Source organism: Streptomyces sp. NPDC033131 (assembly GCF_055578365.1).
Map to the genome: position 1 here is coordinate 190,425 of NZ_JBVIPA010000005.1, position 25,934 is coordinate 216,358.

Sequence of the window (25,934 nt, forward strand, 5' to 3'; positions counted from 1 at the left end):
CCATGTCCGTACTGCCTCGGGACGTACCCTCGGCCACCGACCTGCACGGCCTGCGGTGGCTGCGCAGCAGTTACAGCACGGGAGCGAACAACTGCGTCGAGACCGCCCGGCTCGTGGCCGGGCGCTCGGCCGGACTGCTCGCCGTGCGCGACTCGAAGAACCCGGCCGGACCCGCGCTGCTCTTCTCCCCCGAGAGCTGGGCGGGCTTCACGGCCGCGGTGCACCACATCTGACCGTTTCCGCCCGGGCGCGACGCGCGGCCGTGCCACGCCGACTCACGGTCGCGTTTCGCCGATCACCCGTACAGCGCGTTCGATCTGCCCGTCGGTGAGATCCGCGCGGGCGGTCAGCCTCAGCCGGGAGATGCCGTCGGGCACGGAAGGAGGACGGAAGCAGCCCACGGCCAGCCCCTGCGCACGACAGTCGGCCGCCCAGCGCACGGCCCCCTCCGGGGACGGTGCGCGCACGGAGACGACCGCGGCGTCCGGACGTACCGCCTCCAGACCCGCGGCGCTCAGGCGTGCGTGCAGGTCGGCGGCGACCTCGCGGGCCCGCGCCGCCCGCTCCGGCTCGCGGCGCAGCAGGCGCAGGGCCGCGAGGGCCGCGCCCGCCGCCGCGGGGGCGAGGCCGGTGTCGAAGATGAAGGTCCGGGCCGCGTTGACCAGGTGGTCGATCACCCGGGCCGGGCCGAGGACGGCACCGCCCTGGCTGCCGAGCGACTTGGACAGCGTGACCGTCACGACGACGTCGTCGGCGCCCGCGAGCCCCGCCCCGTGCGGGGCGCCGCGCCCGCCGTCGCCGAGAACGCCGAGACCGTGGGCGTCGTCGACCACCAGTCCCGCGCCGCGCTCCCGGCAGGCCTCGGCGAGCCCGGCCAGCGGGGCAGCGTCGCCGTCGACGGAGAAGACCGTGTCGGACACGACGACGGCGGGGCCCTCGTGCGTCCTCAGGGCCTTGCGTACGCCGTCCGGGTCGGCGTGCGCGACGACCTGCGTGGTCCCGCGGGCCAGGCGGCAGCCGTCGATCAGCGAGGCGTGGTTGCCGGCGTCGGAGACGAGCAGCGAGCCGTGCGGGGCCAGCGCCGTGACCGCGGCGAGGTTGGCCGCGTACCCGGAGGAGAACACCAGGGCCGCCTCGAAGCCGCAGAAGTCGGCCAGCTCGTGTTCGAGCTCCTGGTGGAGTTCCGTGGTGCCGGTGACGAGCCGGGAGCCGGTCGAGCCGCCGCCCCAGGTCCGCGCGGCGCGCGCCGCGCCCTCGGTGACCTCCCGGTGCCGCGCCAGGCCCAGGTAGTCGTTGCTCGCCAGGTCCAGGAGCGGTGAGTCGGAGGGGCGGGGGCGCAGCGTCCTTACGAGTCCGGCGCGGCGGCGCAGCTCGGCCTGCTCGTCGATCCAGGCGAACGCCATCGGCCCTCCAGGGACTGGGCCGGCGGCGCCGGCGATTTGTAGGCAGTTCACAGACCCTAGCGGGACGGCCGGGCACCCATGATGTGGCGATACCCACACGTCGAAGAACCTTCGTTGTCCGAACTCTCCTTGGCCGAAAGCGCCTGCGTAGGACAGGATCGGCTCTCATGGACCTGCTGAACACGCTGGTGGACAAGGGGCTTCGGCGCGAGCTGCCGACCCGCGAGGAGGCGCTGGCCGTCCTCGCCACTTCCGACGACGACCTGCTCGATGTGGTGGCCGCGGCCGGCAAGGTACGCCGGCACTGGTTCGGCCGACGGGTGAAACTCAACTACCTCGTCAACCTCAAGTCGGGCCTGTGCCCGGAGGACTGTTCCTACTGCTCGCAGCGGCTCGGCTCCACCGCCGGGATCCTCAAGTACACCTGGCTCAAGCCCGACGACGCCTCGAAGGCCGCGGCGGCCGGGTTGGCCGGAGGCGCCAAACGGGTGTGCCTGGTGGCGAGCGGACGCGGGCCCACCGACCGGGACGTGGACCGGGTCTCCGACACGATCAAGACGATCAAGGACCAGAACGAGGGCGTCGAGGTGTGCGCCTGCCTCGGTCTGCTCTCCGACGGCCAGGCCGAGCGGCTGCGCGAGGCGGGCGCGGACGCGTACAACCACAACCTGAACACGTCCGAGGAGACGTACGGGGACATCACGACCACGCACACGTACGCCGACCGGGTGGACACCGTGCAGAAGGCGCACGCCGCCGGCCTGTCCGCCTGCTCCGGGCTGATCGCCGGCATGGGCGAGCGCGACGAGGACCTGATCGACGTCGTCTTCTCGCTGCGTGAGCTGGACGCGGACTCGGTGCCGGTCAACTTCCTGATCCCGTTCGAGGGCACGCCGCTGGCCAAGGAGTGGAACCTCACTCCGCAGCGGTGCCTGCGGATCCTGGCGATGGTCCGGTTCGTCTGCCCGGACGTCGAGGTACGCATCGCGGGCGGGCGCGAGGTCCATCTGCGGTCGATGCAGCCGCTCGCCCTGCACCTGGCCAACTCGGTCTTCCTGGGCGACTACCTCACCAGTGAGGGCCAGGCCGGCAAGGCCGACCTGGACATGATCGCGGACGCCGGGTTCGAGGTGGAGGGCACCGACCAGGTGACGCTGCCGGAGCACCGCAGGGGTGGATGCGGCTCCGAGGAGGCCGTCGGGTGCGGGTCCTCCCAGGAGGGCGGCGGTGCCTGCGGTTCCGCTCCGGCCGCCGCGCCGGCGGGCGAGGCCCGTACGGACCTGGTCGCCGTACGCCGTCGAGGCGCCGGAACGGACCTCGCGCCCAATGCCTGACCTGACCGGCCTGCCCGTCGCCGAGCTGCTGGAGCTGGACCGGCGCCACGTCTGGCATCCGTACGGTCCGATGCCCGGCCGGCAGGAACCGCTCGTCGTGGAGTCGGCGAGCGGGGTGCGCCTGACGATGGCGGACGGCTCGGGCGAGCTCGTCGACGGCATGTCGTCGTGGTGGTCGGCGATCCACGGATACAACCACCCGGTGCTCAACGAGGCCGCCCGCGAGCAGTTGGGGCGGATGAGCCATGTGATGTTCGGCGGGCTCACCCACGAGCCCGCCGTACGGCTCGCGAAGCTCCTTGTCGACATGTCGCCCGACGGTCTGGAGCATGTCTTCCTCGCGGATTCCGGGTCGGTGTCGGTCGAGGTCGCGGTCAAGATGTGCCTGCAGTACTGGCGCTCGCTCGGCCGCCCGGCGAAGCAGCGCCTGCTGACCTGGCGCGGCGGCTACCACGGCGACACCTGGCAGCCGATGTCGGTGTGCGACCCCGAGGGCGGGATGCACGAGCTGTGGTCCGGGATGCTCCAGCGCCAGGTGTTCGCGGACCCGCCCCCGGTGGAGTTCGAGGAGTCGTACGCCGACCGGCTGCGCGCGCTGATCGAGGAGCACGCCGACGAGCTGGCCGCGGTGATCGTCGAGCCGGTGGTGCAGGGGGCGGGCGGGATGCGGTTCCACTCCCCCGCCTATCTGCGGGTGCTCCGCGAGGCGTGCGACGCGCACGGCGTGCTACTGGTGTTCGACGAGATCGCCACGGGGTTCGGCCGCACGGGCGCACTGTTCGCGGCCGGACATGCGGCGGTGACGCCGGACGTGATGTGCGTGGGCAAGGCTCTGACCGGCGGATACCTGACGATGGCGGCGACGCTGTGCACGTCACGGGTGGCCGACGGCATCTCGCGGGGCGAGGTCCCGGTGCTCGCCCACGGCCCGACCTTCATGGGCAACCCGCTCGCCGCCTCGGTCGCCTGCGCCTCGATCGAGCTGCTGCTGGGCCAGGACTGGCTCGCGGAGGTCAAGCGGATCGAGGCGGGGCTGCGGGAGGGGCTGGCGCCCGCACGTGGGATGCCGGGAGTGCAGGACGTACGGGTCCTCGGTGCCATCGGGGTGATCCAGCTGGACCACCCGGTCGACATGGCGGCGGCGACCCGGGCGGCCGTCCGCGAGGGCGTGTGGCTGCGGCCGTTCCGCGACCTCGTCTACACGATGCCGCCGTACGTCACGGGCGACACGGACGTGGCAAGGATCGCGCGGGCGGTGTGCGCGGCGGCGCGCGAGGGATGAGCGGGAGTGTGACATGCCGGTACTGGTGATCACGGGCACGGGCACGGAGGTCGGCAAGACGGTGGCGACCGCCGCCGTCGCCGCCGCGGCGCTGGCGGCCGGACGGTCGGTGGCCGTGCTCAAGGCCGCGCAGACGGGCGTACGGCCGGGCGAGCCCGGCGACGCCGCCGAGGTGGCGCGGCTCGCGGGGACCGTGCGGGCCGAGGAAGTCGCCCGGTATCCCGAGCCGTTGGCGCCGGCCACCGCGGCGCGGCGGGCCGGGCGGGCGCCGGTGCGTCCGCACGAGGTCGCCGAGGCCGCCGCCAAGCTGGCCGCCGAGCACGACCTGGTGCTGGTCGAGGGGGCGGGCGGACTGCTCGTCCGGTTCGACGCGACGGGCGGGACGCTGGCGGACGCGGCCGGGCTGCTGGCCGCTCCGGTGCTGGTGGTGGCGTCGGCCGGTCTGGGCACGCTGAACACCACGGAGCTGACGGCCCGTGAACTGCGCAGCCGCGGGCTCGACCTGGTGGGCGTCGTGATCGGCAGCTGGCCCGACGCACCGGATCTCGCCTCGCGCTGCAACCTGGCCGACCTGCCCGACGTGTCCGGCGCGCCGCTGCTCGGGGCCCTGCCCGCCGGGGCCGGGTCCCTCGCGCCCGCCGACTTCCGCACCGCGGCGCCGACTTGGCTGGCGCCGCGGCTGGACGGGACGTGGGACGCGGAGGCGTTCCGCGGACGGCAGCCCGCCGGCTAGTCGCCGGCTTCGCCCAAAAGCCGCACCAGTTCGATGCGGGAGCGGATGTCCAGTCGGGTGAACACTCCTCGCAAGTGGTGGTCGATCGTGCGCGGGCTGAGCGCGAGGCGGTCGGCGATCTCACGGTTGGTGGCGCCCTCGGCGGCCATCCGGGCGACCAGCAGCTGCTGGGCGGTCAGACGGGTGGTGAGGTCCAGAAGTCGGCGTACGCCCGGAACTCCATCGCCTGCACGACGGTGGCCGTCGCGCCCCGCACCCGGGCCGAGGCGGCCGCCCGCAGGGTGGCGGCTGCGGTGTGGTCGCCGAGCAGCAGTGCGGCGATACCGGCGTGAATCAGCACGGTGGGATCCCCGCCGGGACCGCACCGCCCGGCCGCCGCCATCAGCAGGTCCCGCGCATCCTCGTACCGCCCGTCGAAGGCGGCGGCGAGCACTCCGAGCGTGCCCGGGGCCACGATCCCCCACCGATCGGCGGCCCGAGCCGCCTCCCGGCACCGGCGCAGGTCGCCGGTGTAGACGGCGGCTTCGGTGGCGCGGGCGAGAAGACGGGCGGCCGCGTCGGGGGCGAAGGGGTACGCGGTGACGAGGGTGCCGTCCGCGGCGTCGTCTCCGCCCGGAACTGGCGGGGCCGCGGTGCCCACGCCGGCTCCCTGAGGGACGGGCAGCGTTGCGGACCCCGCACCGGCTCCGTGAGGGCCGCGCGGAGTTGCGGACCCCGCGCCCGCTCCGTGAGGGCCGCGCGGAATTGCGGACCCCGCACCGGCTCGTCCCTGAACAGGCGGAGCTTCCCCTCCCACACCGGCCCCGCCCGAGACTCGCGGAACCACATCGCCCGCACGCGCCCCGCCCGGGCCGGGCAGAACTGCGGCGCCCGCACCCGCTCCGTCCGGGACAGGCGGACCTGCGGAGCCCGCACCCGCGCCGCCCAAGACGTGCGGATCTGCGGATCCCGCCCCCGCTCCGTCGGGAACGCGCGGAGCCACAGAGCCCGCACGCGCCCCGCCCGGCACGGGCACAGCTGCGGCGCCCGCACCCGCGCCGCCCAAGACGTGCGGATCTGCGGATCCCGCCCCCGCTCCGTCGGGAACGCGCGGAGCCACAGAGCCCGCACGCGCCCCGCCCGGCACGGGCACAGCTGCGGCGCCCGCACCCGCTCCGTCCGGGACAGGCGGACCTGCGGAGCCCGCACCCGCGCCGCCCAAGACGTGCGGATCTGCGGATCCCGCCCCCGCTCCGTCGGGAACGCGCGGAGCCACAGAGCCCGCACGCGCCCGGTCGAACTGCGACGACGCGCTCACTCCGGACACCAGCGCGCTCCTCAGCGGCGCGACGAACGTCGAGGTCGGCTGCGTCTCCCACAACGAGATGAACAACGACTACGGCGTCCACCAGCAGGTGCGGAACTTCGGCGGGTGAGACGGACGCCGTGAGCTCGCGGGGGTGCGGCGGGCCCGTACGGGGGACAATCCTGGTGAGGCCCGCCTGCCAGGGAGGTTGCCATGCCGCTGCGATCCGCACGATCCGGCAAGGTGTCCCGTGACCCCGTCCACCACCCGCTGTTCGCCCGGTGCTACGCCCGGATCAGTGTGAGCGCCGAGACCAGGATGGGCATGGCCGGCGTGCGCGAGCGGCTGCTGTCCGGGCTGTCCGGACGGGTCATCGAGATCGGCGCGGGCAACGGCCTGAACTTCGCGCACTACCCGAGCGCCGTCTCGGAGGTCGTGGCCGTCGAACCGGAGCGGGTGCTGCGGCAGTTGGCCGTGGAGTCCGCGCTGCGCTCGGAGGTGCCGGTCGACGTGGTGCCGGGCGCGGCGGAGGCGCTGCCGGTCAAGAGCGAGGCCTTCGACGCGGCGGTGGTCTCGCTGGTGCTGTGCAGTGTGCGGGACGTGCCGCGGGCCCTCGGTGAGATACGGCGGGTGCTGCGGCCCGGCGGCGAGGTGCGGTTCTTCGAGCACGGCAGGGGCGGCGGCCGGGCGATGACCCTCACCCAGCGCGCGCTGGACCGCACGCTGTGGCCACCGCTGATGGGCGGCTGCCACGTCGCCCGGGACCCGGTCGGCGCACTGCGGGACGCCGGGTTCGAGCTCGGCCCCTACCGGCGGGTGTTGATGCCCGAGACGGGCCCGAGGCTGCCCACCTCGTACTGCGTGCTCGGTACCGCGTGGCGCCCCGCGCCCGAGGAGCCGTGATCACAGGCTCCACCGGCGCAGTTCCTGGGCGATGTCGTACACGGACGCCTCGCCGCTCTTGACCAGGCGGGCCAGTTCCCGCACCTGCTCGGGCGAAGTGACGACCTTGAGGCCGCTGGCGACGAGATAGGCGTACGCGACGGCGCAGGCGAACAGGGCGTTGGAGCGCTCCAGGGCCGGCACGTGGAGGAGGAGTTGGAGCAGCGCGGCGGCCCGCGCGTGCGGGCTGTCGTAGACGGCGACGTCGAATATCTGTGCCTCATGGCGGGCGACGGCGGCGACGAGCGCACCCCAGTCGGTGACCTGGGGGTCGCCCGGGGTCTTGTGTTCGGCGACCATGAGGAGCCAGGCGAGGTCGATCCGGAGGGTGCTCAAGGGATCAGCGGCGACCTTCGCGGGAGCTCTCGTGCTCGTCCCTGGCCGTCGACTCCACTCGGACGGGCGTACCCCCGTCGAACTCGTCGGCGAACACGGACTCGTACTGCTTCATGAAGTCGGCGGCGGCCTCCACGAAGGTGTGGCCGACCTCGCCGGCGTCCTGCCTGACCAGTTCCTCTATGTAGCGGTTGACGCTCATGCCGCGGGCCTGGGCGCGTTCGCGGGCGGCGCGGGCGGTGCCCTCGTCGACACGCACGTTCAGCTGGGTCTTGGCCATGGTTCGAAGCTAGCGTCCGGACGCTAGCAGCCGCAAGAGGCCCCGTGCGGCACCGCGGGTGGAAAGGTGCCCCTTACACCGGTATCAGGGACCCGGCCTGCGGCGGAGGGCGACTCGGCCCCACGAGGGATACCGAGTGTGGGCCGGATCACACTACTCTCGGCCAGGACGACCAGTGTGTGACAGCCAGGAGCGACCAGAAGCGAGGAGACAGCCTTGTCCACACCCGCTGCTCAGCACGCGCCGGGCCAGGCCCCGGCCGACGGGATCGCCGCCCGCGCCCGCGGCCTGACCAAGGCCTACGGCTCGGGCGAGACGACCGTGCTGGCCCTGGACTCGGTGGACGTGGACATCGCGCGCGGCCGGTTCACCGCGGTCATGGGGCCGTCCGGCTCCGGGAAGTCCACGATGATGCACTGCCTGGCCGGCCTCGACACCGTCTCGGCCGGACAGGTGTGGCTCGGCGACACCGAGATCACCGGCTTGAAGGACCGCGAGCTGACGCGGCTGCGCCGGGACCGGATCGGATTCATGTTCCAGTCGTTCAACCTCATTCCGACGCTCAACGCGGCCGAGAACATCACCCTGCCCATGGACATCGCGGGCAAGAAGCCCGACGAGAAGTGGCTGGACCAGGTCATCGACACGCTCGGGCTGCGGGACCGGCTGGGGCACCGGCCGTCCCAGCTCTCGGGCGGCCAGCAGCAGCGCGTCGCCTGTGCGCGGGCGCTCGCCTCCCGGCCCGAGCTGATCTTCGCGGACGAGCCGACCGGCAACCTCGACTCGCGGGCGGGCCTGGAAGTCCTCGGATTCCTGCGGGAGGCCGTCGACCAGCTCGGGCAGACCGTCGTCATGGTGACCCACGACCCGGGCGCGGCCGCCCACTCCGACCTGGTGCTCTTCCTCGGGGACGGGCGGATCGTGGACGAGATGGAGCGGCCGACGGCGGAGGGGGTCCTGGAGCGCATGAAACGCTTCGACGTGAGCCGGGCCCCGTTCAGCGCCGAGGACGGGGACACCACGTCCGACGTCACCCTCGACAAGGACTGATCGCGTGCTGAAGGCGACGCTCCGCAGCTTCCTCGCCCACAAGGGGCGGCTGATGCTCTCCGCTCTGGCCGTCGTCCTGTCCGTGGCGTTCGTCGCGGGCAGCCTGATCTTCTCCGACACGCTCAGCCGGACCTTCGACCGGCTGTTCGCCACGACCGCGCCCGACGTCACCGTCAGCCCGAAGGAGAACCTCGACGAGGCGGTGCCGTCCGGCACGACGGCCACCCTGCCCGCCGAGCTCGCGGCCCGCGTGGCCCGGGTCGACGGGGTCGCCGCCGCGCGTTCGGACGCCGAGGTCGAGAACATCACCGTCGTCGACGACGAGAACGAGTCCGTCGGCCCGACCACCGGCGCCCCCACCATCGGCACCGACTGGAACCCGGACGAGCGCAGCCCGGTGGAGCTCACCTCCGGCCACGCCCCGCGCGGACCGGCCGAGGCGATGCTCGACTCGGAGACCGCCGACCGCAAGGACGTGCGGATCGGCGACACGCTCACCGTGATCGCGGGCCCGGGCTCCTTCAAGGTCGAGGTCGTCGGCATCGCCACCTTCACCACCACCAACCCCGGCGCCGCACTGCTCTTCCTCGACCCGGAGACCGCGCAGGAGAAGCTGCTGGGCGACGCCAAGGCCGCCACCAGCATCTCGGTCGACGCCGACGAGGGCGTCAGGGACGACCAGCTGAAGCAGCGCGTGGCCGCCGCGCTCGGCGCCGACACCTACGACTACCGGACCGCCGACGAGCAGGCCGAGTCGGACGTCGAACAGCTCGGCGGATTCCTCGACATCATCAAGTACGTCATGCTCGGCTTCGCCGGCATCGCCACGCTGGTGGGCGTCTTCCTCATCGTCAACACCTTCTCGATGCTGATCGCCCAGCGGACCCGCGAGCTGGGCCTGCTGCGCGCGCTGGGCGCCGACCGGCGCCAGGTGCGCCGCTCGGTCCTCATCGAGGCGATGCTGCTCGGCCTGGTCGGCTCCACGCTGGGCCTGGCCACCGGCATCGGGCTCGCCGCCGGGCTGATCCAGCTGATGAACGCGCTCGGCATGAACATCAAGGCCAGCGAGATGGTCATCGGCTGGAGCACGCCGGTCGCGGCGTACGTCGTCGGCGTCGGCGTCACCTTCGTCGCGGCCTACCTCCCGGCCCGGCGCGCGGCGGGCGTCTCGCCGATGGCGGCCCTCTCGGACGCCGAGATCGCCGGGATCGGCAAGCCCCTCAGGACGCGGGCGATCGTCGGCGGCGGCGTCGGAGTGCTCGGCGCGGCCGCGCTCGTCGGCTGCGTCACCGCGTCGGAGACAGGTTCGGCGGCCTCCCTGCTGGGCCTCGGCATCATCCTGACCCTCCTCGCCACCGTGATCGCGGGCCCGCTGCTGGTGCGGCCGGTGATCCGGGTGCTCGGCGGCGCCTTCCCGGCGCTGTTCGGGCCCGTCGGCCGGATGAGCCAGCGCAACGCCCTGCGCAACCCCCGCCGCACCGGAGCCACCGCGGCCGCACTGATGGTGGGCCTGGCCCTGGTCGGCGGGATGTCGGTGGCGAGCGCCTCCATGAGCGAGTCCTTCGACCAGCAGATCGACGAGACGCTGGGCGCCGACTTCGTCGTACAGAACGGCAACTTCCTGCCCTTCCCGCAGGAGGTCACCGACGCGGTGCGGGACACGGAAGGCGTGGGGCTCGTCGTACGGTCGCGGTTCACTCCGATCGCCGTACGGCTGCCGGACGGCGACCGGGTCGAGACGACCGCGGCGGCCTACGACCCGCAGCTCGACGAGGTCGCCAACATCACCTACGCGCAGGGCGACACCGCGACGGCGCTCGCGGACGGCCGGATCGCCATGGACCAGGACTTCGCGCGCGACCACGGCGTGCGGGTCGGCAGCGCGATCCCCGTCGAGTTCCAGGGCGGACGCACCACGGAACTGACCGTGGGCGCCCTCACCGACCAGGACGCCGCCGAGGGGTTCGGCACGCAGGGCGGCCTGTACTTCGGCCTGGCCACCCTGGAGAGGTTCGCGCCGGGCGCGCAGGACTCCACGCTGTACGTGAACGCGGCCTCCGGGACGAGCGCCGACGACCTGCGTGCGGGCCTGGAGCGGACACTCGACCCGTATCCGCAGGTGCAGGTGCGCGACCTGGCCGACTACAAGGAACTCGTCCACGACCAGATCGCCGTGCTGCTCTACCTCGTGTACGCGCTGCTGGGGCTCGCGATCGTCATCGCGGTCCTCGGCGTGGTCAACACCCTTGCCCTGTCGGTCGTGGAGCGGACCCGGGAGATCGGGCTGCTGCGGGCCATCGGGCTCGCCCGGCGACAGCTGCGCCGCATGATCCGGCTGGAGTCGGTGGTGATCGCGGTGTTCGGCGCTGTACTGGGGCTCGCCCTGGGGCTGGTGTGGGGGGTGTGCACCCAGCAGGTCCTGGCGTTGCAGGGCATGAACGCGCTCGCCATTCCGTGGGGCACGATCGTCGCGGTCGTGGTCGGCTCGGCGATGGTGGGGGTCGTGGCGGCGCTGCTGCCCGCGCTTCGTGCCTCCCGCATGAACGTGCTGGCGGCCATCGCGCACGAGTGATGGAATCACGGCGGGTGCTCAAGTCGCTTGCCGCTGAGGAGAGTTCATGTCGCGTCCGTTCCGCTTCGGTGCCAGTATGATCGTCCCCGCGCCCGCCGAGGACTGGCGGGCCAAGTGCCGGCGGGCCGAGCAGCTCGGTTACGACGTGATCCTGGTCCCCGACCATCTCGGTATGGTCGCGCCCTTCCCGGCCCTGGTCGCGGCGGCGGAGGCGACCCAGCGGCCCAGGCTGGGCACGTTCGTGCTCAACGCCGGTTTCTGGAACCCCGCGCTGCTGGCCCGGGAGGTCGCCACGACCGACGCGCTGACCGGCGGGCGGCTGGAGCTCGGCCTCGGCACGGGATACGTCCAGGCCGAGCACGAGACGGCCGGGCTGCCGTACGGCTCGCCGGGCGAGCGGGTCGACCGTCTCCAGCGCACGATCGAGGAGTTGGAGCGCCTCCTCGGCTCCTCGGAACTCCCGCACGCTCGGCTTCGCCCGAGCGAGGAGAACCCCGTGCCGCGGCCTGCGCAGCCCCGGGTGCCGCTCATGGTCGGCGGCAACGGCGACCGCATGCTGCGGCTCACCGCCGAGCACGCCGACATCGCGGCCTTCACCGGTGCGCGCCCGGTGCCCGGGGACACGGCGGGCAGGCTGGTGCCGATCACACCCGAGGAACTCGACGAGCGCGTGGCCCGGTACCAGGACCTGGCGAAGGGGCGCGCGGAGCCGGCCGAGCGCAACCTCCTCATCCAGCTGGTGGTGATCACCGACGACCCGGAGGCCGCCGTGCGGCCCCTCGTGGAGCGGGTGCCGGACCTGACCGTGGCGCAGGCCCTGGAACTGCCCCTCGTGCTGGCCGGCTCCCTGGAGGAGATCACCGCGAAGGTGCTGGCGCAGCGCGAGCGGTACGGGTTCTCCTATCTGACCGTGCTGGAGCCGTACATGGAGGCGTTCGCGCCGGTGGTCGCCCGGCTGCGGGGCCGATAGCCGTCCGGATCATGGAATTCCGCGTCCCGGTCCGGCGGGCGTGATGGGATCGCCGTATGACCGACCTGCGGATACGGGCCGCGACGCCCGACGACCTGGACACCGTGCTGGCCTTCTGGAAGGTGGCCGCCGAGGGGACGAGCATCAGCGACGACCGGGGCGGTGTGGAGCGGCTGGTCGCCCGCGACCCCGAGGCGCTGATCCTGGCCGAGCTCGACGGGGAGCTGGTCGGCACGGTGATCGCCGGCTTCGACGGCTGGCGCTGCCATCTGTACCGGCTCGCGGTGCACCCGGACCGCCGCCGCCGGGGCATCGGCGGCGCCCTGCTCACGGCCGCCGAGGAGCGTTTCGTACGGCTCGGCGGGCGCCGCGGGGACGCGATGGTGCTCACCCGCAACGAGACCGCGCACCACGCGTGGCGGGCCGCCGGGTACACGCCCGAGGAGAAGTGGCGGCGCTGGGTGAAGCCCCTCACGGACTAGCTCCGGACCTCAATCGCACTCTTTTGCCCATCCTTTACCCTTGCTGGGCCACTCGGTCCTCCATGAAAGGTGTGAGCGTCCGCCCATGGGCGAGCCTCCCAGTACGCGACATCGCGCGATCCTCCCTGCCCTGTCCGACCATGGGACGGAGGTGACCCGATGACAGAAGTGCTCCTGCTGCTGGTGGCGATCCTGCTCTCACTGGCCTGTGGCGCCTTCGTCGCCGCCGAGTTCTCGCTGACCACCGTCGAGCGCGGCGAACTGGAGCGCGCCGCCGAGCGCGGCGAGCGCGGCGCGGCCGGGGCCCTCAAGGCCGTACGGAGCCTGACCTTCCAGCTCTCCGGCGCGCAGCTCGGCATCACGGTCACCAACCTGGTGGTCGGCATGCTCGCCGAGCCGTCGATCGCCGCGCTGATCGCGGGCCCGCTGGAATCCATGGGCATCTCGCGCTCCACGGCGAGCTCGCTCGCCCTGGTGCTCGGCACGGCCCTGTCGACGGTCTTCCTGATGGTCGTCGGCGAGCTGGTGCCGAAGAACTGGGCGATCTCCTCGCCGCTGGCCGTGGCCAAGCGGGTGGGCAACGCGCAGCGCTGGTTCAGCGCGGCGTTCCGCCCCTTCATCACCCACCTCAACAACACCGCCAACCGCGCGGTGCGGCTCTTCGGCCTGGACCCCGCCGAGGAACTGGCCTCCGCGCGCGGGCCGCAGGAGCTGGCGGCGCTGGCCCGGTACTCCGCCCGGGAGGGCGCCCTGGAGGCGGACACCGCCGAGCTGTTCGTCAGGACGCTGAACCTGGCCGACCTGACCGCGGAGAACGTGATGACACCGCGCGTGCAGGTCATCGCCCTGGACGCGCAGGCGACCTGCGAGGACGTGGCGAACGCCACCAGGGCTACGGGACTGTCCCGCTTCCCCGTCTACCGCGGCAGCCTCGACTCGGTCGTGGGCACCGCGCACATCAAGGACGTCCTGGCGATTCCCGCCGACCGCCGCCTCCGCGTCCCCGTCTCCGAACTCATGCGTGAGCCGCTGCTGGTCCCGGAGTCCCTCACCGTCGACCGGCTCCTGGACCGGCTGGCCGGCAAACGGACGATGGCCGTGGTCATCGACGAGTACGGCGGTACGGCGGGCGTGGCCACGCTGGAGGACATCGTCGAGGAGGTCGTCGGCGAGGTACGGGACGAGCACGACCCGCACGAGACGCCCGACCTGGCCCTCGCCGGCACCGACGACGACGGCCGCACCCTGTACTCCGCGGACGGCTCCGCCCGCACCGACCAGCTCGCCCGCGTCGGCCTGAGGACGCCCGAGGGGCCGTACGAGACCCTGGCCGGACTCGTCGCGACGGAGCTCGGCCGCATCCCCGCCGTCGGTGACCGCATCGAGGTCACGGGCTGGCGGCTGGACGTGGTGGACGCCTCGGGCCGCCGGGCCGCCCGGCTGCTGCTGCACGCACCGCTGAACGACGAGATGACGGAGGTGGAAGGCACGTGACCGCCGTCCAGTTGCTGATCGGTCTGGCGACCCTCGTCGTCAACGCCTTCTTCGTGGGCGCCGAGTTCGCCCTGATCTCCGTGCGCCGCAGCCAGATCGAGCCCCACGCCGACCAGGGCGACCGGCGCGCGAAGAGCGTGCTGTGGGGGCTGCGGCACGTGTCCGCGCTGATGGCGGCCGCACAGCTCGGCATCACCCTGTGCACCCTGGTGCTGGGTGTGGTCGCCGAGCCGGCCATCGCGCATCTTCTGGAGCCGGCGTTCCACGCCATGGGCATGCCCACGAGTGCCGGACACGCGGTCTCCTTCGTGATCGCGCTGACCCTGGCGACGTATCTGCACATGCTGCTCGGCGAGATGGTGCCGAAGAACATCGCGCTCGCCGAGCCGGTGCGCACCGCGCTGCTGCTCGGCCCGCCGCTGGTCGCCCTGTCCCGGGCGCTGCGCCCGGTGATCTTCACGGTCAACGCCTTCGCCAACGCCCTGCTGAAGCTGCTCAAGGTGGAGGTCAAGGACGAGGTCACGGCCACCTTCTCGGACGCCGAGCTGGCCCGGATCGTCCGGGACTCCGGCGAGGCGGGGCTGATCGACGACCGTGCCCGGGAGCGGCTGCACGACGCGCTGGAGCTGGGGCGCAGGCCCGTGCGGGACGTCGTACTCCCGCTGGACCGCGTCGCCTACGTGTACCTGGGCGTGACACCCGAGCGGCTGGAGATGCTGTCGGCCGAGACCGGCTACTCCCGCTTCCCCGTGGTGGACGAGGGGCGCCGGATCACCGGCTACCTGCATGTGAAGGACGCGCTCGACAAGCTGCCGCGCGACCTGCCGTTCCAGCAGAGGGACATGCGGCCCATCGCCCGGATCCGGGAGAGCACGCCGCTGGACGACGTGCTCACGGCGATGCGGGGCAGTCGTACGCACCTGGCGGCGGTGCTGGGCGCGGACGGGCGGCTGACCGGTCTGGTGACCATGGAGGACGTGCTGCGGGAGCTGTTCGGGCAGCGGGCGTGAGCGGTTGAGCGCGGCAGCGGGCGGGTGCTGATCCGTCGGTGGGCGTGTCCGGTGAAGCGGGGAGCCCGGGCCGACCGACCGGCGGGTATGGCCCCGGGTTACCATCGCTGACGCCATGCAGACGAACCCCACACACACCAGCCTGGTCGCGGTCGGCGACTCCTTCACCGAGGGCATGTCGGACCTGCTGCCGGACGGCACCTACCGAGGCTGGGCCGACCTGCTCGCCGGGCGGATGGCCGCCCACTCCCCCGGCTTCCGGTACGCGAACCTCGCGGTGCGCGGCAAGCTGATCGGACAGATCGTCGCCGAGCAGATCGACGTGGCGGCGGCCATGCAGGCCGATGTGGTCACGCTGGTCGGCGGGCTCAACGACACGCTCCGCCCCAAGTGCGACATGGGGCGGGTGCGCGCCCTGCTGACGGAGGCCGTGGAGCGGCTCGCCCCGTCCTGCAAGCAACTGGTGCTGATGCGCAGCCCGGGGCGCCAGGGCCCGGTCCTGGAGCGTTTCCGGCCGCGCATGGAGGAGCTGTTCGAGTGTGTCGACACTCTCGCCGCCCAGCACGGCGCCCTGGTCGTCGACCTGTACGGGGCGCCCTCGCTCGGCGACCCGCGGATGTGGGACGTGGACCGGCTGCACCTGACGGCGGAGGGCCACCGCCGGGTCGCCGAGGCGGTCTGGCAGTCGCTCGGTTACGAACCCGAGGACACCGAGTGGCACACGCCGCTGCCGCTCACCCTGCCGCCGGGCTGGGCCGCCCGCCGGACCGCGGACGTCCGGTTCGCCCGGCAGTACCTGCTGCCGTGGATCGCCCGCCGGCTGACGGGCCGCTCCTCGGGCGACGGACTGCCGCCGAAACGTCCGGACCTGCGGCCCTACGAGCGGCCGACGGAGTAGCCCGGCCTGCCCTGCGGGTGGCACGCGGGCGAAGGCCGTGGCGAAGTGCCGGGTCGTGTCAGCCGGAGCGGCCGGACCTCCTGGACACGGTGGCGTGATCGCGCGGAAGGGCGCCCACCTGCGCGTGGGCCGGAGCTGTGGGCCGCGAAGGTGCCGGCCGGCCTCGCCGCGGCGCTCTCGTAGGTTCCGACGAACACACCCGCGGCGCTGGCCTGCAGGAATCGCCAGTAGAATCCGTACACGTGACTTCCGCTCCCGCCAAGCCCCGCATCCCGAACGTCCTCGCCGGACGCTACGCCTCGACCGAGCTCGCCACGCTCTGGTCGCCCGAGCAGAAGGTGAGGCTGGAGCGTCAGCTCTGGCTCGCCGTGCTGCGGGCCCAGAAGGACCTCGGGATCGAGGTGCCGGACGCGGCGATCGCCGACTACGAGCGTGTCCTCGACCAGGTCGACCTGGCCTCGATCGCCGAGCGCGAGAAGGTCACGCGGCACGACGTGAAGGCGCGGATCGAGGAGTTCAACGACCTCGCCGGGCACGAGCAGGTGCACAAGGGCATGACCTCGCGCGACCTGACCGAGAACGTGGAGCAGCTGCAGATCCGGCTGTCGCTGGAGCTGGTGCGCGACCGTACGGTGGCCGTGCTGGCACGGCTCGGGAAGCTGGCGGGCGAGTACGGCGAGCTGGTCATGGCCGGCCGCTCGCACAACGTCGCCGCGCAGGCGACCACGCTCGGCAAGCGGTTCGCGACCGCGGCCGACGAGCTGCTCGTGGCGTACGGCCGGGTCGAGGAGCTCCTCGGCCGCTATCCGCTGCGCGGCATCAAGGGCCCGGTCGGTACCGCGCAGGACATGCTGGACCTGCTGGGCGGGGACGCGGCCAAGCTCTCGGAGCTGGAGCAGCGGATCGCCGGGCACCTGGGCTTCTCGCAGGCGTTCACCTCGGTGGGCCAGGTCTACCCGCGTTCGCTGGACTATGAGGTCGTGACCTCGCTGGTGCAGCTGGCGGCGGCGCCGTCGTCGCTGGCGAAGACGATCCGCCTGATGGCCGGGCACGAGCTGGTCACCGAGGGCTTCAAGCCGGGCCAGGTCGGCTCGTCCGCGATGCCGCACAAGATGAACACCCGTTCCTGCGAGCGCGTCAACGGCCTGATGGTCATCCTGCGCGGCTACGCGTCGATGACCGGCGAACTGGCCGGCGACCAGTGGAACGAGGGCGACGTGTCCTGCTCGGTGGTGCGCCGGGTGGCCCTCCCGGACGCGTTCTTCGCGCTCGACGGCCTGCTGGAGACGTTCCTGACGGTGCTCGACGAGTTCGGCGCCTTCCCGGCGGTCGTCGCGCGTGAACTCGACCGCTACCTGCCGTTCCTGGCCACCACCAAGGTGCTGATGGGCGCGGTGCGCGCGGGCGTCGGCCGTGAGCTCGCGCACGAGGCGATCAAGGAGAACGCGGTGGCCTCCGCGCTGGCGATGCGCGAGCAGGGCGCCGAGCGCAACGAACTGCTCGACAAGCTGGCCGCCGACGAGCGCATCCCGCTCGACCGTGCCCAGCTGGACGCGCTGATGGCGGACAAGCTGTCCTTCACGGGCGCCGCGGCCGACCAGGTCGCGACGGTGGTCGGCCGCATCGAGGAGATCGTGAAGCAGCGTCCCGAGGCCGCGGGCTACACCCCCGGAGCGATCCTCTGACGCGCTTCACCCCCGAGGAGTTGGAGGCCGCCCGCGACCGTCTGGTGCCGGATGTCGTCGCGGACGGTCTGCGCGTGCTGTTCTGCGGTATCAACCCCGGTCTGATGACGGCCGCGACGGGCCACCACTTCGCCCGGCCCGGCAACCGGTTCTGGCCGGTGCTGCATCTGTCCGGGTTCACGCCGAGGCTTCTGAAGCCGTCGGAACAGCAGGAGCTGCTGTCGTACGGGCTCGGCATCACGAACGTCGTGGCCCGGGCGAGCGCGCGGGCCGACGAGCTGAGCGCACAGGAGTACCAGGAGGGCGGCCGGCTTCTGGCGCTCAAGGTGACACGCCTGCGCCCGCGTTGGCTGGCCGTGGTCGGCGTCACCGCCTACCGGGCCGCCTTCGACGACCGCAAGGCCACAGTGGGGCCGCAGGAGCGGACGATCGGGGACACGCGCGTGTGGGTGCTGCCGAATCCGAGCGGGCTGAACGCGCACTGGACGGCGGCGACGATGGCGGAGGAGTTCGCGCGGTTGCGGACCGCGGCGGAAGGCACCTAGCGGGTCAGGGCGGGTCCGTGTCGGAGGCGACTGCGAGGACGTGGACCTCGTCGGCGTCGTCCTTGTCCGCGACGCCCAGGGCGATCCAGCGTCCCGTGCCGGCCGGCTGCCACAGGTCCAGCTCGTCCACCAGGATGCTCATCGTGGCCCACGGCTCCGGTATCTCCTCTCCGCGCTCGAGGCGCACCCTGATCGTGACCATCCCCCAGCTGGGCCGCTGTTCGCCCCAACGGCCGTTCATCTGCTGTGCGAGGTGGTCCTTGAGAGCCTGGACGTCGTCCGCCGTCTCCACCCGCTGCGACGCGTCGCCCGTTCGCAGGCCGTGGCTCACCGCTAACGACACGATGCGGTAACCGGGTCCCGCCATGAAGAGGTCCGACCCGCCGCGCGCCTCGGACAGGTCCTCGGCGCACAGCGAGTCGAGCTTGGCGACGTACTTCGCACTGTCCATGTGATCCAGTAAACCGGCCGCCACTGACAATTGGCATGGCGTCAGACGGCCCCGGCGTCAGGCATCCCGCCGGCGTACGCTCCACGCCCCCGCCACCAGAGCCGCCGCGGTCCACAGCGTGGTCACGGCAAGTCCTGACCACGGCCCCAAGGTGCCGTCGTACGTCTGGTGAAGCACCACCTGGCCCGCCTTGTCCGGCAGGAAGTCGGCGACCGTGCCCGCCGCGTCCCCGACGACGAACGAGACGACGAGGACGAACGGGATCAGCAGGGACAGCGTGGCCACCCCGCTGCGCAGCAGGGCCGTGAGTCCGGCAGCGAGCAGCGCCATCAGCATCAGGTAGATCCCGCAGCCCGCGACCCCGCGCGCCTGCTCCCCGACGCCGAGCCCACTCGCCGCGTCGCCGAGTCCGGCCCTCGCCACGACCAGCGCGGCGAACGCGGTGAGCAGCCCCACGAGGAGGGCGGGTACGGCGACCGCGGTCACCTTGGCCGCGAACCACCGCCCGCGCCGCGGCACCGCGGTGAGGGCCGACCGCAGCCCGCCGCCGTGGAACTCGGACGACACGGCCAGCGCGCCGAAGGAGATGGCCGCGATCTGACCGGGGACGACCCCGGACAGCGCCATGAACAGCGGGTCGAACTCGGGGTCGGACGTCTCGGACACCCCGGCGACGGCGGAGAACACGGTGGTCGCGGCGAACACCGCCAGCAGCGCTCCCCACAGCGAACGCAGGGTGCGGATCTTCAGCCACTCGGCGCGGAGGACGGGTGCGAACGGCATGTCAGGCCTCCTGCGGCTGCGTAGCGGACGAGGGGGCGGCGAACTCGGTTTCCGAGGCCGTGAGGTCGAGGTAGGCCTGTTCCAACGTGGCTTCCTCCGCCGCGAGTTCGAGGACCGGCACGCCCGCGGCGGACACCAGGCGGCCGATGTCGTCCACGCGCGCGTGGTGCACGGTCCAGTACCCGTCCCCGTGCTGCTCGGCGTCGTGACCGTGCTGTGCCAGCACGCTCTTGAGCCCGGTGGGGTCCGAGGTGCGGATGCGTACGCGGGGCCGCACGCGGGCGTGGATGAACTCCCGCATCGGCGTGTCGGCGAGCAGACGGCCGCGGCCGAGGACGACGAGATGGTCGGCGAAGGACGCGGTCTCGTTCATCAGATGGCTGGACACCAGGACCGTGCGCCCCTCGGCCGCGAGCCGGCGCAGCAACTCGCGGATCCAGATGATGCCTTCGGGGTCGAGGCCGTTCGAGGGCTCGTCGAGCATGACCACCTCGGGGTCGCCGAGCAGGGCGGCCGCGATGCCCAGCCGCTGGCGCATGCCCAGGGAGTACGTCTTCACCCGGCGGCGGGCCACCGTGGCGAGCCCGGTCTCCTCCAGCACGTCGTCGACCCGGCGGTCCGGGATGCGGTTGCCGGCCGCGAGGGTGCGCAGGTGGTCGCGGCCGGTGCGGGAGCCGTGCGCGGCCTGCGCGTCGAGCAGGGCGCCCACGTGGTGCAGGGGTTCACGGAGCGTGGCGTAGGCCCGGCCGCCGAGCGTGGCGGAGCCGGAGGCCGGCCGGTCGAGGCCGAGCACCAGCCGCATGGTGGTGGATTTTCCGGCGCCGTTGGGGCCGAGGAAGCCGGTGACCCGGCCGGGGAGGACACGGAAGGTGAGGTGGTCCACGGCACGCCGGGTGCCGTACTCCTTGCTGAGGTCCTGGACGTCGATGCTGGTCATGGCAGCAGCCTGGCCGCGCGGGAGGAACCGGCACCTCCCCCGCGCGTGGAGATCGTCTCCCCCGTGCGGGGGAGGTCCGGTGTCGGTGGCGGCTGGCACGATGACGAAATGGCCCGCATCCTGCGCCCGTTCGGCCGGGCGGTGACGTACACACGATTGCTGCATCTGTACATCGCCATCGTGTGGCCGAGCATGTGGCTGTTCATCGAGGAAGCGTGGTGGACCTGGGTGGTGGCGGCCGCGGTGCTCGTCCCGGCCGGGCTGGTGCCCGCGATGCGCACCGTGGAAGGGCTGCAGGCCAGGCTGCTGCTGACCGGTCACCGGCACGACAGTGAGAACACCGACATCGTCGTCGCGCCGTCCGCCTCCTGGGGCGACCGGGGGCGGCTCGTCGTGTGGCTGGAGCTGCGGCTGCTGCTCGGCTGCGCGACCTCGATGCTCACCTTCAACCTGCTCCTGACCGTGGTGGACCTGGTGTCGGTGGCGCTCGGCGGCGGCATCGACGAGGGCCTGCTGTTCCCCGTCGACGGCCACCGCTGGTGGCACATCCTGCTCGTGCCCCCGGCACTGGTCGCGCTGGCGGTGACCGTGCTCGCTTCCGGTCACCTCGTCACCGCACTCGCCCACCGCCTGCTGGGCCCCTCCCCCGCTGAGCGGCTCGCCGCCCTGGAGGAGCGGACCGAACAACTCCTGGAGCGCACCCGTATCGCCCGCGAACTGCACGACTCCATCGGCCATGCGCTGACCGTGGCCGTGGTGCAGGCCGGTGCCGCGCGCGCGGCCGGCGATCCCGCGTTCACGGACCGCGCCCTGGTCGCGATCGAGGAGACCGGCCGGGCGGCCCTGGAGGATCTGGAGCGTGTGCTCGGGATCCTGCGGGAGTCGGAGCGTCCGGTCAGCAGCCGTCCGACGCTCACCGACGCCGACCGGCTCCTGGAGTCGGCCCGCGCCTCGGGGGCGAAGGTCGACGTCGACATGACCGGGCCGCTGGACACCGTGCCGGGACCGGTCTCCCGCGAGGGCTACCGCATCCTCCAGGAGTCGCTGACCAACGTGTTGCGGCACGCGGGGGCCGTCCCCGTCCGGGTCCGCATCGAGGTCGACGACGGCAGTCTCGGCCTGGAGGTCCGTAACCCGCTCACGGCCGGCATACCCGGCCCCGGGCGGGGCAGCGGCCTGCGCGGCATCCGCGAGCGCGCGGCCCTGCTCGGCGGCCGTGCGCGCACCGGCCCGGACCTGGGCGACTGGCAGGTGCGGGTCGAGCTGCCGTTGCGCTGATCTACGCTGACCGGATGCCGGTCACCGTTCTCCTCGTCGACGACGAGCCCCTCGTACGTGCCGGTCTGCGGGCCGTGCTGGAGGCGCAGCCCGACATCGAGGTGGTCGGGGAGGCGGCCGACGGGGCGGCGGTGATCCCGCTGGTGCGGCAGCTGCGGCCCGACGTGGTCGCCATGGACGTACGGATGCCGCTCCTGGACGGCATCGAGGCCACCCGCGCGGTGCTGCGGACGGTGGCCGAGCCGCCGAAGATCCTCGTGGTGACGACGTTCGAGAACGACGAGTACGTGTACGAGGCGCTGCGGGCCGGTGCCGACGGGTTCCTGCTGAAGCGGGCGCGGCCGGCCGAGATCGTGCACGCGGTGCGGCTGGTCGCCGAGGGCGAGTCGCTGCTGTTCCCGGCCTCGGTGCGGCAGCTCGCCGCCGAGTACGGCGACGACGGCGGCAACCGCGCGGCCCGAGCGGTGATGGAGCGCGCCCAGCTGACCGAGCGGGAGGCCGAGGTGCTGCGGCTGATGGCCCGCGGGTTGTCGAACGCGGAGATCGCCGCCCGGCTGGTCGTGGGGACGGAGACGGTGAAGTCGCACGTCAGCGCCGTACTGGCGAAGCTGGGAGCGCGGGATCGTACGCAGGCCGTGATCGCGGCGTACGAGTCGGGGTTCGTGGCGCCCGGCTGACCGGAACCGCCGAAGGGGGGAGGCGGACGGTCGCTGTGAGCCCGTCGGTGGGCCGGAGCTGCCCACCGGCCTGAGCCTGTCGGCGGCCCGAGCGCCCCGCCGACCTGAACCCGTCGGTGGAGCGGGCGGGCGGCTCGCGCGTCCCGGCACTCGCCGGGGTCCGCCGCGCCGAGTACGATCCGGCCAACACGCGCACGAGCTGGGAGGACGGACGTTGGGGCGGCTGACCGGCGGGGATCCCTCGCTGCTGCGGAGGATCAATTCCGCGGTGGTGCTGCACGCGCTGCGTGCCACGGACTGCGCGACGCTGACCGAGATCACCCGGGTGACCGGACTGTCCCGGCCGACCGTCGAGGGTGTCGTCGAGGGGCTCATCGAGGCGGGGTACGTCGTCGAGAAGGCGGCCGACGAGAGCGTCGTCAGGCGGCAGGGGCGGCCCGCGCGCCGGTTCCGGTTCCGCGCCGAGGCCGGTCATCTGCTGGGCCTGGAGATCGGCGCGCACCGCGTCGCCGTGCTCCTGTCCGACCTGGACGGCCGGATCATCGGCGCGCAGGCCAAGGACGTCGACGAGACGGCCTCGGCGGACGAGCGCCTGGAACGCGTGCGCACCGCGGTGGCCGAACTGCTGCGTCGGGCCGGGATCTCGCGCGGCTCCCTGCGGGCCGTGGGGGTCGCCACGCCGGGGATCGTCGAGGCGGACGGAACGGTTCGGCTGGGGACCGCGCTGCCCGAGTGGACGGGGCTGCGGCTGGGCGAGCGGCTGAGCCGTTCCTTCAAGTGCCCGGTCCTGGTCGAGAACGACGCCAACGCCGCGGCGGTCGCCGAGCACTGGAAGGGCTCCGCCATCGAGTCCGACGACGTCGTGTTCGTTCTGGCCGGGCTGAGCCCGGGCGCCGGCGCCCTGATCGGCGGGCAGCTGCACCGGGGCTACGGCGGAGCGGCGGGCGAGATCGGCGCCCTGCACCTGCTCGGGCGCGAGGTCACCCCGGAGACGCTGCTGTCCACCACGGACACGCCCCTGCACCCCCTGGACGAGCAGGCCGTCGCCAAGGTCTTCGCGCAGGCCCGCGAGGGCGACCAGCGGGCCCGCGCGGCCGTCGACCGCTTCATCCAGCGGCTCGTCCACGACGTGGCGGCGCTGGTCCTGGCCCTCGACCCGGAACTCGTCGTCGTCGGCGGCTGGGCCGCGGGCCTCGACGGTGTACTGGAGCCCCTGCGACGCGAGTTGGCACGCTACTGTCTGCGGCCCCCGAAGGTGGCCCTGTCGCTCCTCGGCGAGGCCGCGGTGGCGACGGGCGCGCTACGGCTGGCGCTCGACCATGTGGAGGAGCAGCTGTTCGCGGTGGAGGGCACGGTGACGGCGCGCCGCTGAGGGGTCCTTTCACTTTGAGCGTCCGATCAGGTCGCGTGGTCCGGTGCCGTGCATCGCAAGGCGCCGGAGCGGCCGCGATGGGGTCCCCCCGCGCGAGGTTGTTCGAGCGTGGGGGAGGAGCCACGTGGGCGTTTCGGCAACGCGGCGAGGTGCGGTGCCAGGCCGCGCGACCCGGACGGGCATAGGGAAAGAACCCCTGAGGGCGTCGGACAGGGAACAGCGCCCCGGAAACGGCTCCGGGGCGCTCGACGCGGGGCACTGCGACGGGGTCAGGACGCCCGGCGCTCCGGGCCCTGGTGGACCTCCACACCGCCGGAGTCCCCGAAGGTCAGCCGGCAGGTGTCCGCGCGGTACGTGGCGACGGAGACCGCGGCCGTCCGGCCCTCGGCGAGGTAACGGGTGGTGACCACGAGGACGGGCGCCCCGGGGAGCCGGTCCAGTTCCCGGGCGTCGTCCGCGCGGGCGGAGCCCAGCTCGACGGCGCTCTCCCGGCCGTCCAGTTCCAGGCGCTGGAGCTCGCGCAGCACGGCACGCGCGCGTGCCGCTCCGGCGGGCGCGTCTATGGCGGAGAGGTCGGGCACCGCCGACTGGGCGACGTAGAGCAGTTCGGCGGCCACGGGCTGGCCGTGGGTGGTACGGGAGCGGCGCACCACGTGGACCGGCTGGTCGGCCGCGGTCTCCAGCGCGGCGGCCACGGCCGCGGGCGGCACCTGGGGCGTGGAGTCGACGGGCTGCCAGTCGTCGCCGGCCGCGCCCGGCCAGGCGTGCTGTTCCGTGCCGACGGCCACGCCCACGCGGGGCGGGGCGACCGTCGTACCGACTCCGCGGCGGCGCTGGAGGCGGCCTTCCAGTTCGAGCTGTTCCAGGGCCTGACGGAGTGTGGCGCGGGCGACGCCGAAGCGGGCGGCGAGGTCGCGCTCGTTGGGCAGGATCTCGCCCACCGTGAACTCGGTGTCCAATGCCTCACTGAGCACGGTCTTGAGATGCCAGTACTTCGGTTCCGGCACCGTTTCCAGCTGCGTGGTCCCCACCCTGTCCTCCGCAATCGCCGTAATCCGGCGGCGTTTTAACGCCCTTGTTTATTAAAGGTTGTTGCACTTCTCTGCGACCATAGGACGGCCCCCACCCTTGGTCAAGACCAATGCCCAGGGCACCGAGTGTCAGCAGGCGGCCAGGGACCGCAGCTTGTCGGGGTTGCGGATGACGTAGACGGACTGGATGCGACCGTCCAGGACGTCCAGCTGGAAGACGGAGTCGGGGCTGCCGCCCGACAGGACCAGGAGCGCGGGGCCCGCGTTGAGCTCCAGGAAGCGGAAGGACACGTCGGGAAGGCCCTTCTGGGCGGCGCCGATGATGAAGCGGCCCACCTTGTCGGCGGTCTCCACGACCCGCAGCGGCGCCTTCGCCTTGCCACCGCTGTCGCCGACGAGGCGGACGTCCGGGGCGAGCAGGGACATCAGCCCCTCCAGATCCCCCTCCCCGGCGGCGGCGAGGAAACGCTCGGTGAGATCACGGCGCTGGACGGGGTCGACCTGGTAGCGCGGCCGGCGCTCCTCGACGTGTTTGCGCGCCCTCCCCGCGAGCTGCCGCACGGCCGGTTCGCCGCGCTCCAGCATGGCGGCGATGTCGGCGTACGGGTAACCGAATGCCTCGCGGAGGACGAACACCGCGCGCTCCAGCGGCGACAGCGACTCCAGGACGACGAGGACGGCCAGGGAGACGGAGTCGGCGAGCACCGCCCGCTCCGCGGTGTCGGGCACGGTGTCCCCGAAGTCGGTGACGTACGGCTCCGGCAGCCACGGGCCGACGTACGTCTCGCCCCGAGCCTTGACCTGGCGCAGCCGGTCGATGGCGAGGCGGGTGGTGACGCGCACCAGATAGGCCCGCGGTTCCCGCACCTCGGTGCGGTCGGCTCCCGACCAGCGCAGCCAGGCCTCCTGCACCACGTCCTCCGCGTCGGCCACCCGCCCGAGCATGCGGTAGGCGACACCCAGGAGGACGGGGCGGTGCTCTTCGAAGACGTCGGTCACGGTGTCGGCGGTCACGGCTCCATCCCAGCGGACGCCCGGGGCCGTGTCCAGGCGGCCTCGGTGGCGCGCCGCCCCAGGGGCCCAAGGGGCTACCCGCCGGTAGCA

26 protein-coding genes and 2 pseudogenes are annotated in these 25,934 nt (G+C 73.0%); 18 read left to right on the forward strand and 10 right to left on the reverse strand.

Features of this window, described 5'->3' with window-relative positions; translation table 11 throughout:
• Positions 1-2 precede the first annotated feature (2 nt).
• Positions 3-233: a DUF397 domain-containing protein gene (locus tag ACZ5XS_RS09615; protein ID WP_468649450.1), complete on the forward strand. Its 231-nt coding sequence runs from the start codon at positions 3-5 to the stop codon at positions 231-233.
• A 42-nt stretch (positions 234-275) separates the two neighbouring features.
• Here ACZ5XS_RS09615 and ACZ5XS_RS09620 read toward each other — a convergent pair whose 3' ends face one another.
• Complete coding sequence (locus tag ACZ5XS_RS09620) at positions 276-1,403, reverse strand: 8-amino-7-oxononanoate synthase (protein WP_468649452.1); 1,128 nt, start codon at positions 1,401-1,403, stop codon at positions 276-278.
• A 167-nt stretch (positions 1,404-1,570) separates the two neighbouring features.
• On the opposite strand from ACZ5XS_RS09620, the gene bioB reads away from it, so the two are divergent.
• Genes bioB through bioD form a run of 3 tightly spaced genes read left to right on the forward strand, consistent with a single transcriptional unit; the run spans position 1,571 to position 4,752 of the window.
• Positions 1,571-2,737 carry a biotin synthase BioB gene (bioB, locus tag ACZ5XS_RS09625; RefSeq protein WP_468649454.1) on the forward strand — a complete coding sequence of 389 codons (1,167 nt, stop codon included), beginning with the start codon at positions 1,571-1,573 and terminating at the stop codon, positions 2,735-2,737.
• Positions 2,730-4,019, forward strand: coding sequence for an adenosylmethionine--8-amino-7-oxononanoate transaminase (locus ACZ5XS_RS09630; RefSeq protein WP_468649456.1), 1,290 nt, complete (start codon positions 2,730-2,732; stop codon positions 4,017-4,019). Before bioB ends, ACZ5XS_RS09630 begins: the two co-directional genes overlap by 8 nt.
• A 13-nt stretch (positions 4,020-4,032) precedes the next feature.
• A complete protein-coding gene (gene bioD / locus ACZ5XS_RS09635) occupies positions 4,033-4,752 on the forward strand; it encodes a dethiobiotin synthase (RefSeq protein WP_468649458.1) in 720 nt (239 codons plus the stop codon).
• On the opposite strand, the gene ACZ5XS_RS09640 is transcribed toward bioD, so the two are convergent.
• A complete protein-coding gene (locus ACZ5XS_RS09640) occupies positions 4,749-4,901 on the reverse strand; it encodes a helix-turn-helix domain-containing protein (protein ID WP_468649460.1) in 153 nt (50 codons plus the stop codon). The genes bioD and ACZ5XS_RS09640 overlap by 4 nt on opposite strands.
• Before the next feature lie 32 nt (positions 4,902-4,933).
• Positions 4,934-5,311 (reverse strand): annotated as a pseudogene (locus tag ACZ5XS_RS09645) (LuxR family transcriptional regulator); the annotation flags it as partial.
• Positions 5,312-6,020: 709 nt separating this feature from the next.
• Between ACZ5XS_RS09645 and ACZ5XS_RS09650 the strand changes: the two are divergent.
• A pseudogene (locus tag ACZ5XS_RS09650) lies at positions 6,021-6,167 on the forward strand (lipase); the annotation flags it as partial.
• 83 nt (positions 6,168-6,250) lie between these two features.
• A complete protein-coding gene (locus ACZ5XS_RS09655; RefSeq protein ID WP_468649462.1) occupies positions 6,251-6,940 on the forward strand; it encodes a class I SAM-dependent methyltransferase in 690 nt (229 codons plus the stop codon).
• Here ACZ5XS_RS09655 and ACZ5XS_RS09660 read toward each other — a convergent pair whose 3' ends face one another.
• On the reverse strand, positions 6,941-7,315 hold the full coding sequence (locus ACZ5XS_RS09660; protein ID WP_468649464.1) for a fic family toxin-antitoxin system, toxin component: 375 nt from the start codon (positions 7,313-7,315) through the stop codon (positions 6,941-6,943).
• 4 nt (positions 7,316-7,319) lie between these two features.
• Positions 7,320-7,595 carry a toxin-antitoxin system HicB family antitoxin gene (locus tag ACZ5XS_RS09665; RefSeq protein WP_468649466.1) on the reverse strand — a complete coding sequence of 92 codons (276 nt, stop codon included), beginning with the start codon at positions 7,593-7,595 and terminating at the stop codon, positions 7,320-7,322.
• Positions 7,596-7,811: 216 nt separating this feature from the next.
• Between ACZ5XS_RS09665 and ACZ5XS_RS09670 the strand changes: the two genes are divergently transcribed.
• The 9 genes from ACZ5XS_RS09670 (at position 7,812) to mug (ending at position 18,301) form a co-directional block, all read left to right on the forward strand.
• Positions 7,812-8,645, forward strand: a complete 834-nt coding sequence (locus ACZ5XS_RS09670; protein WP_468649468.1) for an ABC transporter ATP-binding protein — start codon at positions 7,812-7,814, stop codon at positions 8,643-8,645.
• Between the two features lie 4 nt (positions 8,646-8,649).
• Positions 8,650-11,217 carry an ABC transporter permease gene (locus tag ACZ5XS_RS09675; RefSeq protein WP_468649470.1) on the forward strand — a complete coding sequence of 856 codons (2,568 nt, stop codon included), beginning with the start codon at positions 8,650-8,652 and terminating at the stop codon, positions 11,215-11,217.
• Positions 11,218-11,263: 46 nt separating this feature from the next.
• Positions 11,264-12,187 carry an LLM class F420-dependent oxidoreductase gene (locus ACZ5XS_RS09680; RefSeq protein WP_468649472.1) on the forward strand — a complete coding sequence of 308 codons (924 nt, stop codon included), beginning with the start codon at positions 11,264-11,266 and terminating at the stop codon, positions 12,185-12,187.
• Positions 12,188-12,243: 56 nt separating this feature from the next.
• Positions 12,244-12,669 carry a GNAT family N-acetyltransferase gene (locus tag ACZ5XS_RS09685; RefSeq protein ID WP_468649474.1) on the forward strand — a complete coding sequence of 142 codons (426 nt, stop codon included), beginning with the start codon at positions 12,244-12,246 and terminating at the stop codon, positions 12,667-12,669.
• 159 nt (positions 12,670-12,828) lie between these two features.
• The gene (locus ACZ5XS_RS09690) at positions 12,829-14,163 is read left to right on the forward strand and encodes a hemolysin family protein (RefSeq protein WP_468649476.1); all 1,335 of its coding nucleotides are present in this window, start codon (positions 12,829-12,831) and stop codon (positions 14,161-14,163) included.
• Entirely contained in the window at positions 14,160-15,173 is a 1,014-nt protein-coding gene (locus tag ACZ5XS_RS09695) for a hemolysin family protein (protein WP_468649478.1), read from the forward strand. The genes ACZ5XS_RS09690 and ACZ5XS_RS09695 overlap by 4 nt, the downstream gene beginning before the upstream one ends.
• 115 nt (positions 15,174-15,288) lie before the next feature.
• Entirely contained in the window at positions 15,289-16,071 is a 783-nt protein-coding gene (locus ACZ5XS_RS09700) for an SGNH/GDSL hydrolase family protein (RefSeq protein WP_468649480.1), read from the forward strand.
• Between the two features lie 242 nt (positions 16,072-16,313).
• Positions 16,314-17,756 carry an adenylosuccinate lyase gene (gene purB, locus ACZ5XS_RS09705; protein WP_468649482.1) on the forward strand — a complete coding sequence of 481 codons (1,443 nt, stop codon included), beginning with the start codon at positions 16,314-16,316 and terminating at the stop codon, positions 17,754-17,756.
• Positions 17,753-18,301 carry a G/U mismatch-specific DNA glycosylase gene (mug, locus tag ACZ5XS_RS09710; RefSeq protein WP_468649676.1) on the forward strand — a complete coding sequence of 183 codons (549 nt, stop codon included), beginning with the start codon at positions 17,753-17,755 and terminating at the stop codon, positions 18,299-18,301. Before purB ends, mug begins: the two co-directional genes overlap by 4 nt.
• Positions 18,302-18,305: 4 nt before the next feature.
• Here the strand turns inward: mug and ACZ5XS_RS09715 are convergent, their stop codons facing one another.
• Genes ACZ5XS_RS09715 through ACZ5XS_RS09725 form a run of 3 tightly spaced genes read right to left on the reverse strand, consistent with a single transcriptional unit; the run spans position 18,306 to position 20,472 of the window.
• Entirely contained in the window at positions 18,306-18,752 is a 447-nt protein-coding gene (locus ACZ5XS_RS09715; RefSeq protein WP_468649484.1) for a hypothetical protein, read from the reverse strand.
• 57 nt (positions 18,753-18,809) lie between these two features.
• Positions 18,810-19,535, reverse strand: a complete 726-nt coding sequence (locus ACZ5XS_RS09720; RefSeq protein ID WP_468649486.1) for an ABC-2 transporter permease — start codon at positions 19,533-19,535, stop codon at positions 18,810-18,812.
• Position 19,536: 1 nt separating this feature from the next.
• Positions 19,537-20,472: an ABC transporter ATP-binding protein gene (locus tag ACZ5XS_RS09725; RefSeq protein WP_468649488.1), complete on the reverse strand. Its 936-nt coding sequence runs from the start codon at positions 20,470-20,472 to the stop codon at positions 19,537-19,539.
• A gap of 108 nt (positions 20,473-20,580) precedes the next feature.
• Between ACZ5XS_RS09725 and ACZ5XS_RS09730 the strand changes: the two genes are divergently transcribed.
• The 3 genes from ACZ5XS_RS09730 (at position 20,581) to ACZ5XS_RS09740 (ending at position 23,799) form a co-directional block, all read left to right on the forward strand.
• On the forward strand, positions 20,581-21,750 hold the full coding sequence (locus ACZ5XS_RS09730) for a sensor histidine kinase (RefSeq protein ID WP_468649490.1): 1,170 nt from the start codon (positions 20,581-20,583) through the stop codon (positions 21,748-21,750).
• A gap of 14 nt (positions 21,751-21,764) precedes the next feature.
• Complete coding sequence (locus ACZ5XS_RS09735; RefSeq protein WP_468649492.1) at positions 21,765-22,427, forward strand: response regulator; 663 nt, start codon at positions 21,765-21,767, stop codon at positions 22,425-22,427.
• A 214-nt stretch (positions 22,428-22,641) separates the two neighbouring features.
• Positions 22,642-23,799 (forward strand): ROK family protein, encoded by a 1,158-nt coding sequence (locus ACZ5XS_RS09740; protein ID WP_468649494.1) that lies wholly within the window; start codon positions 22,642-22,644, stop codon positions 23,797-23,799.
• Positions 23,800-24,068: 269 nt separating this feature from the next.
• Here ACZ5XS_RS09740 and ACZ5XS_RS09745 read toward each other — a convergent pair whose 3' ends face one another.
• Positions 24,069-24,830, reverse strand: coding sequence for a GntR family transcriptional regulator (locus ACZ5XS_RS09745; RefSeq protein WP_468649496.1), 762 nt, complete (start codon positions 24,828-24,830; stop codon positions 24,069-24,071).
• Positions 24,831-24,959: 129 nt separating this feature from the next.
• Entirely contained in the window at positions 24,960-25,844 is an 885-nt protein-coding gene (locus ACZ5XS_RS09750; RefSeq protein ID WP_468649498.1) for an RNA polymerase sigma-70 factor, read from the reverse strand.
• Positions 25,845-25,934 lie beyond the last annotated feature (90 nt).

Coding starts and splice junctions, on each gene's coding strand:
- ACZ5XS_RS09730 (WP_468649490.1), top strand. CDS start 20,581: ATGGCCCGCATCCTGCGCCCGTTCGGCCGGGCGGTGACGTACACACGA.
- ACZ5XS_RS09680 (WP_468649472.1), top strand. CDS start 11,264: ATGTCGCGTCCGTTCCGCTTCGGTGCCAGTATGATCGTCCCCGCGCCC.
- ACZ5XS_RS09720 (WP_468649486.1), bottom strand. CDS start 19,535: ATGCCGTTCGCACCCGTCCTCCGCGCCGAGTGGCTGAAGATCCGCACC.
- ACZ5XS_RS09620 (WP_468649452.1), bottom strand. CDS start 1,403: ATGGCGTTCGCCTGGATCGACGAGCAGGCCGAGCTGCGCCGCCGCGCC.
- ACZ5XS_RS09715 (WP_468649484.1), bottom strand. CDS start 18,752: ATGGACAGTGCGAAGTACGTCGCCAAGCTCGACTCGCTGTGCGCCGAG.
- ACZ5XS_RS09630 (WP_468649456.1), top strand. CDS start 2,730: ATGCCTGACCTGACCGGCCTGCCCGTCGCCGAGCTGCTGGAGCTGGAC.
- ACZ5XS_RS09665 (WP_468649466.1), bottom strand. CDS start 7,595: ATGGCCAAGACCCAGCTGAACGTGCGTGTCGACGAGGGCACCGCCCGC.
- ACZ5XS_RS09615 (WP_468649450.1), top strand. CDS start 3: ATGTCCGTACTGCCTCGGGACGTACCCTCGGCCACCGACCTGCACGGC.
- ACZ5XS_RS09725 (WP_468649488.1), bottom strand. CDS start 20,472: ATGACCAGCATCGACGTCCAGGACCTCAGCAAGGAGTACGGCACCCGG.
- ACZ5XS_RS09685 (WP_468649474.1), top strand. CDS start 12,244: ATGACCGACCTGCGGATACGGGCCGCGACGCCCGACGACCTGGACACC.
- ACZ5XS_RS09735 (WP_468649492.1), top strand. CDS start 21,765: ATGCCGGTCACCGTTCTCCTCGTCGACGACGAGCCCCTCGTACGTGCC.
- bioD (WP_468649458.1), top strand. CDS start 4,033: ATGCCGGTACTGGTGATCACGGGCACGGGCACGGAGGTCGGCAAGACG.
- ACZ5XS_RS09655 (WP_468649462.1), top strand. CDS start 6,251: ATGCCGCTGCGATCCGCACGATCCGGCAAGGTGTCCCGTGACCCCGTC.
- bioB (WP_468649454.1), top strand. CDS start 1,571: ATGGACCTGCTGAACACGCTGGTGGACAAGGGGCTTCGGCGCGAGCTG.
- ACZ5XS_RS09700 (WP_468649480.1), top strand. CDS start 15,289: ATGCAGACGAACCCCACACACACCAGCCTGGTCGCGGTCGGCGACTCC.
- ACZ5XS_RS09640 (WP_468649460.1), bottom strand. CDS start 4,901: ATGGCCGCCGAGGGCGCCACCAACCGTGAGATCGCCGACCGCCTCGCG.
- ACZ5XS_RS09690 (WP_468649476.1), top strand. CDS start 12,829: ATGACAGAAGTGCTCCTGCTGCTGGTGGCGATCCTGCTCTCACTGGCC.